A 13,830-nucleotide genomic window follows, 5' to 3' on the forward strand; every position below is an offset into this window, starting at 1 on the left:
TTCATCGCCTCTCGCCCCGAGCTGCTCCACATCCGCACCCGGCGTCGCTCACCCGGCCAGAACGGCGTGCGGGAACGGGCATTCGGATCGCTGAAGTACGAGCACCTCTACCGGATGGAGATCGACGACGGGCAGACCCTCGCCGCCGAGGCCGAGCGCTACCGGCACGTGTTCAACCACATCCGCCCCCACGAGGCACTCGGCATGCAACGACCGATCGAGATCCACCAGCAAGATCAACAAGCACAACTTTCATCCAAGAAAACTGAGCCAGATTCTTGACGCGGGACAGCCACGAAACAGACCATCGAACGTCGCCAACGCAAGCTCCTCGAAGCCCACTACAACGACGCGATCCCCATCGACATGCTCCGAGCCGAACAGAAACGCCTCGACACCGAACTGTCCGCCACCAACCGCAGCCTCAGCAACCTCACCGCCGATATTGCCGAAGCCGACGAACTCATCGCGATCGCCCTCGACATCGCCCAGCACGCCGGAAACACCTATCGGCAAGCCTCCGAACACATCCGCCGCATGTTCAACCAGCTCCTCTTCGACAAGCTCCTCGTCACCACCGACGACAACGGTCAGCACCACGTCGAGGCAACCTCCCGGGCGCCATTCGACGTCATCTACAGCCCAGACACCCGAGCACTCGTCCACGAGGCACGACACACACAGCACGACGCCACCCCCGACGGCACGGGGCAAACGAAAAAGCCCGCCGAAACCGACGGGCCCTCCCTGGACATACTGTCCGATCAGTTCATTGCTCATGTCGAGGGTTCGAGTAAGAGCATCATGGTGGAGCTGACGGGACTCGAACCCGTGACCCCCACACTGCCAGTGTGGTGCGCTACCAGCTGCGCCACAGCCCCTTGCTGGTGGTCATACCGTACAGCACGCCGCTTTCGGTGATCTCGCCGGGGGCCTCGAAATGCGCCGAGGTGGCATCCGGGGCGATCGCGACGTGCGCGTGCCGCGCTCCTTTGTGCCGAGGCGGCATCCGGGGCGGCGATGACGGGCGTGGGGGCTTTGCACCGAGGCGGCGTCCGACCGCGATCACGACGGCCGGGGCCAGTGTCGCCCGACGTGCTGCTCGATGGCGTCGTTGAGCCGGCGCAGCAGCTCGGCGAACGTCGCGCGGTCGGTCTCGCTCCAATCCGCGATGAGCCCGGCAAGCGCGGCGCGGCTGGCCTCCCGCTCCTCGCGCAGCGTGCGCTCCCCGTGGTCGGTGATCTGGTACTTGCGCGCCAACCCGCCCGCAGGGTCGGGGATCCGGACCGCGTAGTTCTCCCGCAGCAGAGCCGCGGTCTGCCGGTTGAGCGTCGACGCATCCAGGCCGGTCACCGCCGTCAGCTCCCGGATGCTCGACGGCCCACGCGCCTGCAGGATGCTCAGCAGGCTGTACGCGCTGTGGTCGAGCACCCCGCCGGTGCGCCGCGTCCGACCGGGCAGGCCGGCCAGATGACGGCCGAAAATCATCGACTCGTACTCGATCACCGCGATCGCTTTGTCGTCCACGTCACAGAGCATAGAGCGATGTGCATCATGCACGAGTTGTGTATCATGCACATGTTTGCGCCAGGCACTGTCGCCCGTGGCGATCTCACCACTTCCGTCCTTGCGAGGAGCTTCGTGTCCGAGCCTGCGTTCGTGCGTGCGCGCAAGTCGGTACGCCCGAATGTGCTCGTCGGCCTGCTTGCGGTGACGGGCACCGTCGTGGCGATGATGCAGACCCTCGTGGTGCCGCTGGTCGCTTCGCTTCCCAAGATCTTTCACGCACCGGCCAGCGACACGTCCTGGATCATCACCATCACGCTGCTCGTGGGCGCCGTGTCGACCCCCGTCGCGGGCAAGCTCGCCGACATGTACGGCAAGAAGCGGATGCTGCTGGCGTGCCTGATTCCGCTCATCATGGGCTCGGTGCTGTGCGCACTGGCCACCACCGTGCCGGTGATGGTGGCGGGCCGGGGCTTGCAGGGGATGGCCATGGGCATCATCCCGCTGGGCATCTCGATGCTGCACGACCTGCTGCCGGAGGACCGTCGCCCCGCCGCGATCTCGCTGATGAGCTCCTCGCTCGGCATCGGCGGCGCGATCGGCCTGCCGTTCTCCGCGGCGGTCGCCCAGTTCGCCTCGTGGCGGATGCTGCTGTGGCTGATCGTGGCGTTCGCCGCGGTGATGTTCGTGCTCGTCGCCTGGCTGGTCCCGCCACCGTCCAGGGGAATCGACCGCCGTCGGTTCGACTTCGTCGGAGCGGTCGGCCTCGGCTGCGGCCTCATCGCGCTCCTGCTGCCGATCTCCCGGGGCGCCGAGTGGGGCTGGACGTCCACGCTGGTGGTCGGCCTGTTCGCCGCCGCGGTGGTCATCCTGCTGGTGTGGGCCTGGTGGGAGCTGCGCGCCTCCGCGCCGCTGGTGGACCTGCGCGCCACGGGCAAGCCGGTCGTCCTGCTGACCAACCTGACGTCCATCCTGGTCGGCTTCGCCATGTACAGCCAGATGCTGATCATTCCGCAGCTGCTGCAGATGCCCGCCGCGACCGGCTACGGGCAGGGTTTGAGCATGCTCGCCATGGGCTTGTGGATCGCGCCGGGCGGGTTGGCCATGTCCATCATGTCGCCCGTCGGCGCGCGCATCACCAAGCGATTCGGCCCGAAGATCACGCTCGCCATCGGCGCCACCGTTCTGGCCGTCGCCTACGCGACACTGGCGCTCGTCATGAGCTCGTTGGCCGGCCTGGTGATCGGCGCGTTCGTCGCCAGCTGCGGTGTGGGGCTCGCCTACGGCGCCATGCCCACCCTGATCCTCGGCGCGGTGCCTGCGCACGAGAAGGCGTCGGCGAACGGCCTGAACACTCTCATGCGCTCGATCGGCACGTCGACGTCATCGGCGGTCATCGGTGTCGTGCTGGCGAACCTCACCATCAGCGTGGGCGGCTACCAGGTGCCGAGCGCAACCGGGTTCCTGGTGAGTTTCCTGATCGGATGCGGTGTCGCCGCTCTCGCTGCGGTGCTTGCGTTGGTGATCCCGGCACGGAAGCCGACCCGCCGTCGCGTCGAGGGCGCCCTGCCCGAGGAGAGCCAACTCGCGGCGGCCTGAGCTCAGCCCAGCCGGTCCAGCCAGCCCGGTTCACTGACGTCGATGCGCCCGTCCGGGCCGATCACGGTCGGGGTGACGAACTCGGGGATTTCCTTGCGTGCGGTCGCGAACGACTGGTCCAGCTCACGGTGGTAGGTCCGCTTGGCGACGCAGTCGGCGAACTTCCCGCCCAGCCCCAGCTTGCTGCCCAGCTCGGTCAACTGACCCTTGTCCCAGCCGCGCTTGCCTTCCTCCGGTTGGTTGGCGAACAGGCTGTCGTGGAACGGGGTGAACTTGCCTTCGTCGGCCGCGCACAGCGCCGCGTTGGCCGCGTCCATCGAGTAGCCGGGCGGATCGGACGCCTCTACGAGCATCGGCACCATGTGCCGGCGGACCCGCAGCTCGCCTGCCTGCACCCGATCGGCGATCTTCTTCCCGTCCCGCTCGTGGAACTGGCCGCACGCCGGACAAAGGAAATCGGCATAGATGTCGATGGTGATCGGCGCCTTCGCGTCCCCGACCACCACCACGGCGCCGTCGCGTGACTCGGGCACCTCGTCGCTGCGGACCACCGGGATCGCGCGGCCCTCGGTGGCGTTCTTGTCCGCGTAGTACCAGAGCGCAGCGAGAACGATCAGCGCGACGGCCGCCGCAACCGCGGTGATGGTCAAGGCGACTTTGCGAACTCGGGCTCGGTCGGGCTGGGGTGGTGCGCCGGTGGCGGACTTGCGTGTCCGAGTGGCTTGGGTCGCCCGCTGCGCGGCCAGCTCCCGCCGCCTGCGGCGTTCGGCTCGTTCGGCTCCGCCCATCGTCTTCGTTCGCTCCTGTCGATCGTGACCGACGTCGACATTCCTGCCGCCGTGGCACCCGAGATGCTCAGTAACCCGGTCGAGGCTCATCTAGGCTATGGGGCCGCGCGTGTGGGCTGTGTGGGAGGTGCAGTGCGGCGTTCCGGGGCGTTGGCGGCAGTGGCCGTGCTGATCTGCACGGCGCTGTCCGGTTGCACGCCCTCCGCTGCGGAGGACTCCGTGGTGACCAAGGCGGCGGACACCGGGACGCTGGTCATCGGCACGCGCTTCACCCAGCCAGGCCTGTCCGAACGCACGCTGGACGGCCGCTTCGTCGGCTTCGACATCGACGTGGGCCGGTTCGTCGCCGCCGAGCTCGGCGTGGACCCGGACGACATCACGTGGCGCGACGTGGTGGCCGCCGAGCGCGAGGAAGTGCTCACCTCGGGCGCGGTCGACATGGTGATCAGCACGTTCTCCATCACGGCGGAGCGCAAGAAGAACGTGCTGTTCGCCGGGCCGTACTTCGTCACCGGCCAGTCGCTCATGGTGCGGAAGAAGACCACCGACATCACCGGGCCGAGCTCGCTGGACGGCAAGAAGCTCTGCTCGGTGACCGGCACGACGTCGGCAGAGGAAGTCAAGGCGCGCTTCGCCAAGCGGGTCACATTGGTCGAGTACCCGCGCGAGCCGGACTGTGTGACCGCGCTGCTCGCCGGCCTGGTCGACGCGGTCACCACCGATGAAGCGATCCTGGCCGGCTACGTCGCCGAGCACCCCGAGCTGCTGAAGATCGTCGGCAAGCAGTTCTCCGTCGAGCGCTACGGCATCGGCCTGCCGAAGGGCGACGTCGACGGGCGGCGCGCGGTCAACGCCGCGCTGCAGGAGATGATCGACACCGGCGAGTGGCGGGCGTCGGTGCAGAAGCACTTCGGCGGCAGCGGCATCCGTGTGTCCAACCCGCCGCCGATCACCGAGCGTTGATCAGTCCGCGTTCTCCAGGCGGTTGAGCACGTCCTCCCGGATGCGCTGCTGGTTCTGCCTGACCACGTCGGTGACGAACTCGTCCACGCGCGGGTCGGCCAACACCTCGAGCACGACGCGCAGCGTCGTCTCGATCATGGCGCGCGTGATGCGATCGGAGAACGGCAGCATGGCCAGCCGCCCGGTGGTCGGATCCTCGTTGAGCTTCTCGACCACCAGCTGCTCGAGCTCGTCGGAGTTCTCCCGCAGTGCCGCGGCCAGGCCGAGCGGGATGTTGCCGGTCTCGACCACCTTGACCACTTCGTCGAGCACCATCAGAATCACCGGGCGCTTGATGGCCTCCACCACCGGATCGGTGAGTTGATCGACCAACCGGTTGGTGAAGCGCTCGCCGAACACCCGGTAGACGAGCCGCGCGACCCGGACCGCGACGACGATGACCCGCAGCAGCCGGAAGCTGCGCACCGCCGGGTTGGCGATCGGGATCATCCCGATCACCTCGTACCAGTGGCTGAGCGGATACATCGGCTGCCAGCCGGTTTTGCGCCAGCGCCAGACGAACTCCACCGCGAAGATCGCGCAAATGGTCGTGTCGACCACGAACACCCAGGTGGCGCCGGCGTTGGTTCGGTCGATCACCGTGACGTAGAGCAGCAGGCCGACGGACAGCACGGACAGCACGAGCATCGCGACGTCGACGAAGTCCAGCGGCCGTTCCCACACGGCTTGCGACCGCTTGCGCTTGTCCGCCGTGCGGGTCCGCCGGATCTTGGCTTCCTGCTCGTCGGCGGCCGTGGCCGCCGGATCGGACTCGGTGGCGGTCATGACGCAACCACTTCCGCCAGGCCGGTGCGGCGGTGACGCGTCGCGAGTGCACGGAGCGGCCGGTGTGTCATGAGCCACAGCCTATTGCCGCTTCGGTCGATCAGCGCGCAGAACGAACGGCCGGACGCGAGGTCCGAGGTGGGACTGGCGGGCCGGGCGAGGTGGTACGGACAGGCATGGTTCAGCGCCGGCATGACAACGACCCGCCGCTGGGGGTGGGGGGAAAAGCGGCGGGTCGTTGGGGGTGGTGCGGGATGTTGGTCTGCGGTTGTGCGGGGACGCTCGGTCAGTTCACGTCGAGCGTGCCGGACTTCGAGCCGGTCGTCGGGTCGGGCTCCTCGTCCGGGGCCACGCTGGACGAGCTCTCCGGTGCCGAGGTGGTGCCCAGTACGCCACCCAGCAGGCCGGTCACGCCCTCGACCGTCTTGCCGAGGGTGTCGGTGACACCGCCGACGAGGCCGCCGACCGGGTTGCGCGGCTTCGGCTTGCTCTGTGGCGGCTGCTGCGGCTGGGTCTCCTTCGGCGGGGAGGTCGGCTCCGGGGCCTCCGGCGCCGGCTGCGTGGTGCCGGTGTCCCCGTCCGCCTGGCCGCCGGGCTGCTGACCCTGCGCGGTGTCCGGCGCCTGATGCGAGCCGGCCGCGCCGGTCTTCGGGGCCGGGGCGCCTCCGCCACCGGGCTGCTGCGTGGCGCTGCCCGGGGTGGCGCCGCCCTGGTGGGACTGGTCCACGTCCTGTCGGCCCGCTGCGGGGGCGGGCGTCTTCTCGCTGCTGGCCCGCTTCAACTGCGTGGAGCTGGGGGCGGTGCTGCCGCCATCGGCGGGCGACGTACCCGCCTGGGTACCGTCACCGCCCGGCGCTGCCGAGTTGGACGTGGGTGCCGAGCCGCTCGGGCTCAGCGCGATCAGACCGGCGATGGTCAGACCGGACAAGGCGGCGACGCCGGCCATCGCGGCGACCTTGTGCCCGCGCTTGTTCGCGGGGCGCTCCTCGTCCTCGGGGCTCGGCAGCTCCTGCGGAGCGGCGGCGAGCGTCTCACCTTCGTCGACCAGTCCGTCGATGCGGACTCCCTCACGGCGCAACAGGTCGGTGACCGGGGTGAGCGCCTGTGGGCGCCGTTCGGGCGCAGCCCACGGGTAGTCCTCGGTGGGGGTGCGCTCGCGGTCGATCAGTTCGGCGACCGTGACGTAGTCGCGTCGGGGCATATCGGGCGGGGTGTCCGACACGGTGAAAACCTCTCTCCGGGCCGTCGGGGGCCGACCCAGTGGCTGTTACCGTTTCGTTGCTTCGTCCGCGGCGATACTACTCGTCTGGGTGAAAGACGGAAGAGGTTTGGGGAACAATTCTCTACGCAAGGTCGTCGTAGCTGTCCGTGCACACCCTCATTGAGACGAGTTGATCTCTCTTCGCGCGAGGCCGTACGCGGACAGTTACCAAAGAATCTTCGCCGCACTTGTTGTTGTGCCGGAGCTTTTCCGGCCAAGCAAGATCATCTTCGGATGACGCCCGGACGCGGTCTCGGGCCGGAGCGCCGACGGCTCAGCGCAGACCGAGCCGCCGGAGCACGTCACGAGCCATCGTGAAACGCATCACTCTCGCCAGCATCTTGCTCTTCACCGGCGAGTACGGGTACCACGTCGGCTCGGAGCGGGGCGCCACCCGCGCGCTCACGATGGACTGCGGACGGCAGTACTTCCGGATGCCTGCCGCGCCCCCGTTGCGGAAGCCCACTCCGGACTGTTTCCACCCCGCCTGCGGGACGGGCAGGGCGAACAGGTTGGTGAACATGTCGTTGATGTTCACCGAACCCGCCTCCAGCCGCCGGGCCACCTGCTCGGCGCGTGCGGTGTTCGTGCTCCAGACTGTCGCCGACAGTCCGTAGCTGGAGTCGTTGGCCAGGCGCACCGCTTCGTCGACGTCGTCCACCTTCATGATCGGCAGCGTCGGACCGAAGGTCTCTTCGCGCATGCACGTCATGCCGTGGTGCACGTCGACCAGTACCGTCGGCTCGTAGAACGTGCCGCCTTCCGCGCGCTTGCCGCCGGTGAGCGCTTTGGCGCCGTTGTTCAACGCATCCTCGACATGCCGCTCCACGACGGCCAGTTGGTTCTCGTTGGCCAGCGACCCCACGTCGAAGCGGTAGCTCTGGTCATCCCGCCCCTGACGGAGCGTCCGCACCTTGTCGACGACCTTCGCCACGAAGTCGTCGTAGACCGGCGCGAGGACGTAGACGCGTTCGACCGACGTGCACATCTGGCCCGAGTTGCACATGGCGCCCCACACCGCGGCGTTGGCGGCTCGGTCGACGTCGGCGTCGTCCAGCACCAGCATGGCGTCCTTGCCGCCGAGTTCCAGGCTGAACGGGACGAGCCGCTCGGCCGCCCGGGCGCCGATGATCCGTCCGGTCCGGGTCGAGCCGGTGAACTGCACGTAGTCGACGTTGTCCACCACGGCCGCGCCCGTCGGCCCGTGCCCGGTCACGCAGGCGAACACCGGCGGGGCGCCGATCTCCGCCCAACCCGCGACGGCTTGTCTGGTCACCAGCGGGGTGAACTCGGACGGCTTCACCATGACGGCGGCCCCTGCCGCCAGCGCGGGCACGCCGTCCATCAGCGCCAACGCCAGCGGAAAGTTCCACGGCGTGATGATCCCGACCAGCGGATACGGCCGCAGCAGCACCTGCGACCGCTTGGTCATCGTGATCGCGTTGTGTGGCCGCGGCGTCTCCTCGGCGAGGAACCGGGCGCCGTTCTTGGTGTAGTAGTTGATCACCTCGACGACGTACGGGACCTCGATGGTCGCCTCGAACCACGGCTTGCCGGTCTCCGACTGCAGCGTCTTGCCCAGCGCGGTTTCGTTGTCCAGCAGCCAGTCGCGGTAACGCCGCAGCCAGCGGGCCCGACCGGGGAAACCGATCGCTTCCCACTCGGTTTGCGCTTCGCGCAACTCCTGCGCCGTGGCGGCAACGTCGTGCGGGCCCTGCTCGGGCACCTCCGCGAGGGGCGTGCCGTCGGCGGGCGATCGAACGGTGAACATCGCGGTCATGACGACTGCTCCTGGCCGGCGATGCGCTGGTGGTACCGGGCCCGGGCGACCGGGTCGGACTCGGTGAACATGACGTCGAGCTTCATCCAGCGGCCCAGCGCGAATTTCGCGCGCGTGGGCAGCAGGGACATCGAGGCCAGCATGACCCCGGCGGATTTCGGCACGACGACCTTCGGGCGGTCGTGCACCACCGCGTCGACCACGGCCGCGGCGACATCCTCCGGGTTCACGGTGGTGAGGCGCTCCATCGAGCGGGGGACGTTCGCCCCTGCGGACAGCTCGGTGCGCACCACCGCGGGCAGCACCATCGAGATGCCGACCGGGCCGTCGTGCAGCTCGCCCCACAGCGCTTCGGTGAAGCCGACGACGCCGTGCTTGGTGGCGCAGTAGGTCGCCAGCCCGGGATAACCGGTCACGCCGGCCAGCGAGGCGATGTTGACCAGGTGCCCGCTGCCGCGCTGCAGAAACCTGGTGACCGCAAGCTTGCTGCCGGTGATCACACCGCGCAGGTTGATGTCGAGCTGCCGGTCGGTCATCCGCTCGGCTTCGTCGACGTGCAGGCCGGTCGGCATGATCCCGGCGTTGTTCACCAGCACGTCGACCGGCGCGTCGAACGCGGCGTCCGCTTCGTCGAGGAACCGGGCGAACGAGTCGCGGTCGGTGACGTCCAGCGGCAGCCCGGTGACCTGTGCGCCCGGCCGGGCACCCAGTTCGACCGCGGTCTTGCTCGCCAGTTCGTCGTCGATGTCACCGATGACGACCGCGGCGCCCTGGTCCAGGAAGGCCGCTGCGGTGGCCTTGCCGATGCCCCGCGCGCCCCCGGTGATCGCGACTACCTTGCCCGCAAGTGAAACCGTCCTGGAAGCCATGGCCTCTCCTTCGTCCCGACAACCCGCACACCGGTCGAGTATGAGCCGCATCACGCCGACCGAGCTTGAGCTGACCGGCCAGATCGCCTCGGTGGTGTTGTACGTTCTGGCCCAAACACCCGTCGTCGTGCGAAGGGGATCGGTATGCGCGAACTAGCCCGCCCGGAAGCCGACGTGCAGGCGTGGATCGAGACCTTCGCCGGCGACATGCTCAAGGTCGACGAACTCGAGGCGCTGGTCGGGCAGCTCAACCGGGAACTGCTCAACGAAGTGCCGCAGCTGGCCGAAGAGCCGGACGTGCTGCGCGATCTGCAGGCGAGCACCGGGGCGTTGATCGCGCACCTGTTGGCCGAGATGGCCAAAGACCCGGCGAGCGAGTTCGAGTTCCCGCCACCCGCGGTGGAATTCGCGCGCACGCTGGCCCGGCACGGGCACGACGTCGGGCAGTTGATGCGGCTGTACCGGATCGGGCAGCGCGTGTTCTGGCGCAAGGTGATGCACAGCGTCGCCGACCAGATCGACGACGGCGACCTGCGGATGCGGGTGCTGACGTTCCTGTGGGAGCAGTCCAGCCGGGTGCTCGACCACAACCTCGACGTCCTGGCCGCCGCGCACGGGGAGGAATCCGAGCGGCGGATGCGCGGCGCACTGGCTCGCCGGACCGAGACGGTGCAGGCCATCCTGCGCGGTGACCAGCTGTCCGCCGACGAGGCCACGGTTCGGCTCGGCCACAACGTGCGCCGCTGGCAGACCGCCCTGGTGGTGTGGGCGGGCGACGCAGGCGGGATCGACACCAGCGAGCGTCTCGAGTCGGTCGCCGTCGAAGCGGCCGCCGCGGTGGACGCGCCCCGGCCGCTGACCATTCGCGCCGACGCCCACACCGTGTGGGCATGGTTGGCCACCGGGCCCGCCCCCACGCTCGCCGCCATCGGGGAGATCGCCGCTCTGCGGGTCGACCGGGGCCTCCGCATCGCGGTCGGCATGCCTGCGCTCGGTGTGCCGGGCCTGCGGAGCAGTCACCGCGAAGCGCTCCGGGCGCAACGTGTGGTCACCCGCCTCGCGGACCCACCGCAAGTGACGCTCTACACCGACGTCGAGGTGCTGAGCTGCCTGTCCGAGGACGAAGAAGCCATGCGTGCACTCGTTCGACGGGAGCTGGGCCAGCTCGCCCGGCCCGGCGTGCTGGAGGCACGGCTCCGGCAGACCGCGCTGGCTTACCTGCGGGTGGGCGGCAGCGCCCGCCGCGCGGCCACCGAGCTCGGGCTGCACAAGAACACCGTGCTGTACCGGTTGCGGCAGATCGAGCAGGTGCTCGGCAGGTCGCTGACCGAGCGGAGGTTGCCGACCGAACTGGCGCTGATGCTCGCCGAGGCCTACCAAGGCCGCGTCCTCACCGGTTGATCAGCCGATACCATTCCCCGAGTGACCAGGCAGCTCAAGGACCCGGCAGCACGGCAGCGGATCGTCGACGCGGCATGGCGGCTGGTGTCGTCGAACGGTGTGTCGGCGGCGACGATGCGCGCCATCGCACTGGAGGCCGGCGTGTCGACCGGCGCGGTCACCCATTACTTCGACGACAAGGCCGAAGTGATGACCGCGGTGATCCGGGCCAACACCAAGCGGATCGCCCGCCGGGTCAACGAGGCCAGGCACGGCAAGCGCGGGCTCGCCGCGGTGGAGGCGGTGGCCGAGACACTGCTGCCGCTGGACGACGAGATGCAGGAGTGCTGGATGGTGCTCATCTCGTTCTGGGGCCATCCCGCCGCGGCCCGGTTCCTCAAGGAAGAAGGCTCGTCGCTGGGGTTCGAGGCGATCCGGCAGGTGATCACCACGCTCCTGGAGCAGGCCGCCGACCAGGGCGAGCTGCCGTCCGACGTGGACGTGAAGCACGAGGCGGAGCGCATCGTGGCGTTGCTGTGCGGCATCGGCCTCATCGCCGGTGGTTTCGAGGAGTCGCGCGAGTCGAGCCGCAGGCGAGCCCGGCGCATGCTCGACGAGCTGATCGCCGACATGCGAGCCTGACATGCCTGGCACGGTGGTGATCACTGGAGGCAGTCGCGGAATCGGGGCGGCGACCGCGATGCTGGCCGCCCGACGTGGCTGGCACGTGGCGTTGAGCTACCGCGAACGACCGGACGCCGCCCGCCAGGTCGTGCAGCGTTGCGAACAGGCCGGCGTGCGGGCGCTGGCGGTCCAGGCGGACGTCGCGGATGCCGACGACGTCCAGCGTTTGTTCGACACCGTAGGAGACGAACTCGGGGCGCCGAACGCGCTGGTGAACAACGCAGGCATCGTCGGCCCCCGGCAGCGGCTCGAGGACTTCGCCACCGAGCGCATCGAGCGGGTCGTAGCCGTCAACCTCGTCGGCACGATTCTGTGTACGCGGGCAGCCGTGCGGCGGATGTCCGTGCGGCACGGCGGGTCGGGCGGCGCGATCGTCAATGTGTCATCCCGCGCCGCCGTGCTGGGTAGTGCCAACGAGTACGTCGACTACGCGGCCGCGAAGGCGGGTGTCGACACGCTCACGGTCGGCTTGTCGCGTGAGCTCGCCGAGGACGGCATCCGCGTCAATGCGGTCCGGCCAGGCTTGATCGACACCGAGATCCACGCGCCGGGGCGCCTCGAGCGGCTCAGCCGCACGTCGCCGCTGGGCAGGCCGGGAAAGGCGGAAGAGGTCGCGGCCGCGATCCTGTGGCTGCTGTCCGACGAGGCCAGCTACACCACGGGCGCGCTGGTCGACGTCGGCGGCGGCTGGTGAGCGGGGCCGCTCGGCACTGAGGCCCCGCGGTGGTTGGTGGGCGGCTCTGATCGGCGCAGAGATCGGTGGCCGGTGGCGCTCCGCTGATCGCTGAGGCCCCGCGGTGACCGGCGGGCGCCTGCACTGATCGCTGAGTCCATCGGTCCTGGTGGTCAAGGACCTTTCTCCCTGCCGCGCACGGGCTACGTACTCCCATCCTGAGTACCTCACACGCAGCACGAATGACTCAGCGATGACGCCGACGAATGCCCTTCCCGACGCGGCGGCGCCCACCACGGACGTGGGCGCGCGGCGACGGCTGGGCATGCTCGCGCTGGCCACTGTGGGCTTCGCGGTGAATTTCTGGGCGTGGTCGCTGCTGTCCCCGCTGGGGCCGCTGCTCAAGGACATGCTGACCCTCAGCGCGTTCGAGCAGGCCCTGGTCGTCGCCGTACCGGTGATCGTCGGCTCGCTCGGCCGCATCCCGGTCGGCGCGCTGACCGACCGGTTCGGCGGGCGGGTGATGTTTTGTGCGATGAGCGCGTTGACCGTCCTGCCGGTCCTGTTCATCGGCCTCGGCGGCTACCGGTCCCTGACCGGACTGCTGGTCGGTGGCTTCTTCCTCGGCATCGGTGGAGCCGTGTTCGCGGTCGGCATCCCGTTCGTATCGGCCTGGTTCCCGCCGTCCCGGCGCGGCCTCGCGCTCGGCGTGTACGGAGCAGGCATGGGCGGGACGGCGGTCGGCGCGCTGACCACCGTGCATCTGGTCGAAGGCTGGGGGATGGCCACGCCGTTCCTGCTCACCGCAGGCATGCTGGCGCTGTTTGCCCTGCTCGCAGCCCTGTTCTTGCGAGACGCACCGGGTCGCTCGATTCCGCGCGAACCGTTCCTGCGGTGGCTGTCCGGCACGCTCCGGCTGACTGTGACATGGCAAGCCTCGGTTCTCTACGCGGTCCTCTTCGGCGGCTACGTCGCGTTCTCCGTCTACCTGCCCGCCTACCTCGGCACCGCCTACGACCTGCCCCAGGCGGACGCGTCGGGCCGGATGGCCGGGTTCGTCGTTCTCGCCGTCGTGATGCGGCCGATCGGCGGCTGGTTGTCGGACGCCTTCGGTCCCGTCCGTGTCCTCGTCGCCGCGCTGCTGGTGGTCGCCGCAGGAGCCGTCGCGCAGTCGTTCACGCCCCCACTGATGCCGCTGGGGACGATCGCCTTCCTCGGCATGGCTGCCGCGTTGGGGACCGGGTCCGGTGCGGTGTTCGCGCTGGTCGCGTTGCTGGCGCCGGCGAACAGGGTCGGTTCGGTCACGGGCGTCGTCGGGGCAGCGGGCGGACTCGGTGGGTTCGTGCCTCCGCTGCTCATGGGCGGCCTCTACGGCGCTTTCGGTTCGTACGCGCTAGGGCTGGCGGCACTGGCCGTCGTCGCTCTTGGACTGTTACTACTGACGATCACTGCCGTGCGTCGCGCGGTGCAGGCACGTCAACGATGACGGAGGGAGCCGGTCG

At 69.2% G+C, this 13,830-nt stretch carries 15 protein-coding genes and 1 tRNA gene; 7 read left to right on the forward strand and 9 right to left on the reverse strand.

Features of this window, described 5'->3' with window-relative positions; genetic code table 11:
- Positions 1–282 (forward strand): integrase core domain-containing protein (locus YWM_RS25600; RefSeq protein WP_156914680.1); only part of this gene is annotated, 282 nt, incomplete at its 5' end.
- Here the strand turns inward: YWM_RS25600 and YWM_RS26090 are convergent.
- The 4 genes from YWM_RS26090 to YWM_RS0106895 form a co-directional block, all read right to left on the reverse strand.
- Positions 253–780, reverse strand: coding sequence for a hypothetical protein (locus YWM_RS26090; RefSeq protein ID WP_028850105.1), 528 nt, complete (start codon positions 778–780; stop codon positions 253–255). The genes YWM_RS25600 and YWM_RS26090 overlap by 30 nt on opposite strands.
- Before the next feature lie 25 nt (positions 781–805).
- Positions 806–881 (reverse strand) — tRNA-Ala (locus YWM_RS0106885).
- A complete protein-coding gene (locus YWM_RS26095; RefSeq protein WP_156914681.1) occupies positions 860–1,009 on the reverse strand; it encodes a hypothetical protein in 150 nt (49 codons plus the stop codon). The genes YWM_RS0106885 and YWM_RS26095 overlap by 22 nt, the downstream gene beginning before the upstream one ends.
- A 56-nt stretch (positions 1,010–1,065) precedes the next feature.
- Positions 1,066–1,527 (reverse strand): MarR family winged helix-turn-helix transcriptional regulator, encoded by a 462-nt coding sequence (locus tag YWM_RS0106895; RefSeq protein WP_028850106.1) that lies wholly within the window; start codon positions 1,525–1,527, stop codon positions 1,066–1,068.
- Positions 1,528–1,641: 114 nt separating this feature from the next.
- Here YWM_RS0106895 and YWM_RS0106900 point away from each other — a divergent pair, with 114 nt between their 5' ends.
- Positions 1,642–3,105, forward strand: a complete 1,464-nt coding sequence (locus YWM_RS0106900) for an MFS transporter (protein ID WP_245565948.1) — start codon at positions 1,642–1,644, stop codon at positions 3,103–3,105.
- A gap of 2 nt (positions 3,106–3,107) precedes the next feature.
- Here the strand turns inward: YWM_RS0106900 and YWM_RS0106905 are convergent, their stop codons facing one another.
- Positions 3,108–3,893 carry a DsbA family protein gene (locus tag YWM_RS0106905; RefSeq protein WP_028850108.1) on the reverse strand — a complete coding sequence of 262 codons (786 nt, stop codon included), beginning with the start codon at positions 3,891–3,893 and terminating at the stop codon, positions 3,108–3,110.
- Between the two features lie 132 nt (positions 3,894–4,025).
- On the opposite strand from YWM_RS0106905, the gene YWM_RS0106910 reads away from it, so the two are divergent.
- On the forward strand, positions 4,026–4,856 hold the full coding sequence (locus YWM_RS0106910; protein WP_028850109.1) for a glutamate ABC transporter substrate-binding protein: 831 nt from the start codon (positions 4,026–4,028) through the stop codon (positions 4,854–4,856).
- Here the strand turns inward: YWM_RS0106910 and YWM_RS22515 are convergent, their stop codons facing one another.
- From YWM_RS22515 to YWM_RS0106930, 4 genes are all read right to left on the reverse strand, one after another.
- A complete protein-coding gene (locus YWM_RS22515) occupies positions 4,857–5,681 on the reverse strand; it encodes an ion transporter (protein ID WP_245565949.1) in 825 nt (274 codons plus the stop codon).
- 286 nt (positions 5,682–5,967) lie between these two features.
- Positions 5,968–6,903, reverse strand: coding sequence for a hypothetical protein (locus YWM_RS0106920; protein WP_156914682.1), 936 nt, complete (start codon positions 6,901–6,903; stop codon positions 5,968–5,970).
- A gap of 313 nt (positions 6,904–7,216) precedes the next feature.
- The gene (locus YWM_RS0106925) at positions 7,217–8,722 is read right to left on the reverse strand and encodes an aldehyde dehydrogenase family protein (protein WP_028850111.1); all 1,506 of its coding nucleotides are present in this window, start codon (positions 8,720–8,722) and stop codon (positions 7,217–7,219) included.
- The gene (locus tag YWM_RS0106930) at positions 8,719–9,591 is read right to left on the reverse strand and encodes an SDR family oxidoreductase (protein ID WP_028850112.1); all 873 of its coding nucleotides are present in this window, start codon (positions 9,589–9,591) and stop codon (positions 8,719–8,721) included. Before YWM_RS0106930 ends, YWM_RS0106925 begins: the two co-directional genes overlap by 4 nt.
- A gap of 144 nt (positions 9,592–9,735) precedes the next feature.
- On the opposite strand from YWM_RS0106930, the gene YWM_RS22520 reads away from it, so the two are divergent.
- The 4 genes from YWM_RS22520 to YWM_RS22530 all read left to right on the forward strand — a co-directional run bounded on the left by YWM_RS22520 (position 9,736) and on the right by YWM_RS22530 (position 13,814).
- Complete coding sequence (locus tag YWM_RS22520; protein WP_052344642.1) at positions 9,736–10,992, forward strand: PucR family transcriptional regulator; 1,257 nt, start codon at positions 9,736–9,738, stop codon at positions 10,990–10,992.
- A gap of 21 nt (positions 10,993–11,013) precedes the next feature.
- A complete protein-coding gene (locus YWM_RS25125; protein ID WP_052344643.1) occupies positions 11,014–11,613 on the forward strand; it encodes a TetR/AcrR family transcriptional regulator in 600 nt (199 codons plus the stop codon).
- Position 11,614: 1 nt separating this feature from the next.
- Positions 11,615–12,349, forward strand: a complete 735-nt coding sequence (locus YWM_RS0106945) for an SDR family oxidoreductase (RefSeq protein ID WP_028850113.1) — start codon at positions 11,615–11,617, stop codon at positions 12,347–12,349.
- 232 nt (positions 12,350–12,581) lie between these two features.
- Positions 12,582–13,814: an MFS transporter gene (locus YWM_RS22530; RefSeq protein ID WP_043660051.1), complete on the forward strand. Its 1,233-nt coding sequence runs from the start codon at positions 12,582–12,584 to the stop codon at positions 13,812–13,814.
- Positions 13,815–13,830 lie beyond the last annotated feature (16 nt).

Source organism: Thermocrispum municipale DSM 44069 (genome assembly GCF_000427825.1).
Classification (GTDB): domain Bacteria; phylum Actinomycetota; class Actinomycetes; order Mycobacteriales; family Pseudonocardiaceae; genus Thermocrispum; species Thermocrispum municipale.

Bases quoted from the DNA above. Each gene is read 5' to 3' on its own strand.
- YWM_RS0106930 (WP_028850112.1), bottom strand. From the start codon at position 9,591: ATGGCTTCCAGGACGGTTTCACTTGCGGGCAAGGTAGTCGCGATCACC.
- YWM_RS22530 (WP_043660051.1), top strand. From the start codon at position 12,582: ATGACGCCGACGAATGCCCTTCCCGACGCGGCGGCGCCCACCACGGAC.
- YWM_RS26090 (WP_028850105.1), bottom strand. From the start codon at position 780: ATGAGCAATGAACTGATCGGACAGTATGTCCAGGGAGGGCCCGTCGGT.
- YWM_RS0106925 (WP_028850111.1), bottom strand. From the start codon at position 8,722: ATGACCGCGATGTTCACCGTTCGATCGCCCGCCGACGGCACGCCCCTC.
- YWM_RS22515 (WP_245565949.1), bottom strand. From the start codon at position 5,681: ATGACCGCCACCGAGTCCGATCCGGCGGCCACGGCCGCCGACGAGCAG.
- YWM_RS0106905 (WP_028850108.1), bottom strand. From the start codon at position 3,893: ATGGGCGGAGCCGAACGAGCCGAACGCCGCAGGCGGCGGGAGCTGGCC.
- YWM_RS26095 (WP_156914681.1), bottom strand. From the start codon at position 1,009: ATGCCGCCTCGGCACAAAGGAGCGCGGCACGCGCACGTCGCGATCGCC.
- YWM_RS22520 (WP_052344642.1), top strand. From the start codon at position 9,736: ATGCGCGAACTAGCCCGCCCGGAAGCCGACGTGCAGGCGTGGATCGAG.
- YWM_RS0106945 (WP_028850113.1), top strand. From the start codon at position 11,615: ATGCCTGGCACGGTGGTGATCACTGGAGGCAGTCGCGGAATCGGGGCG.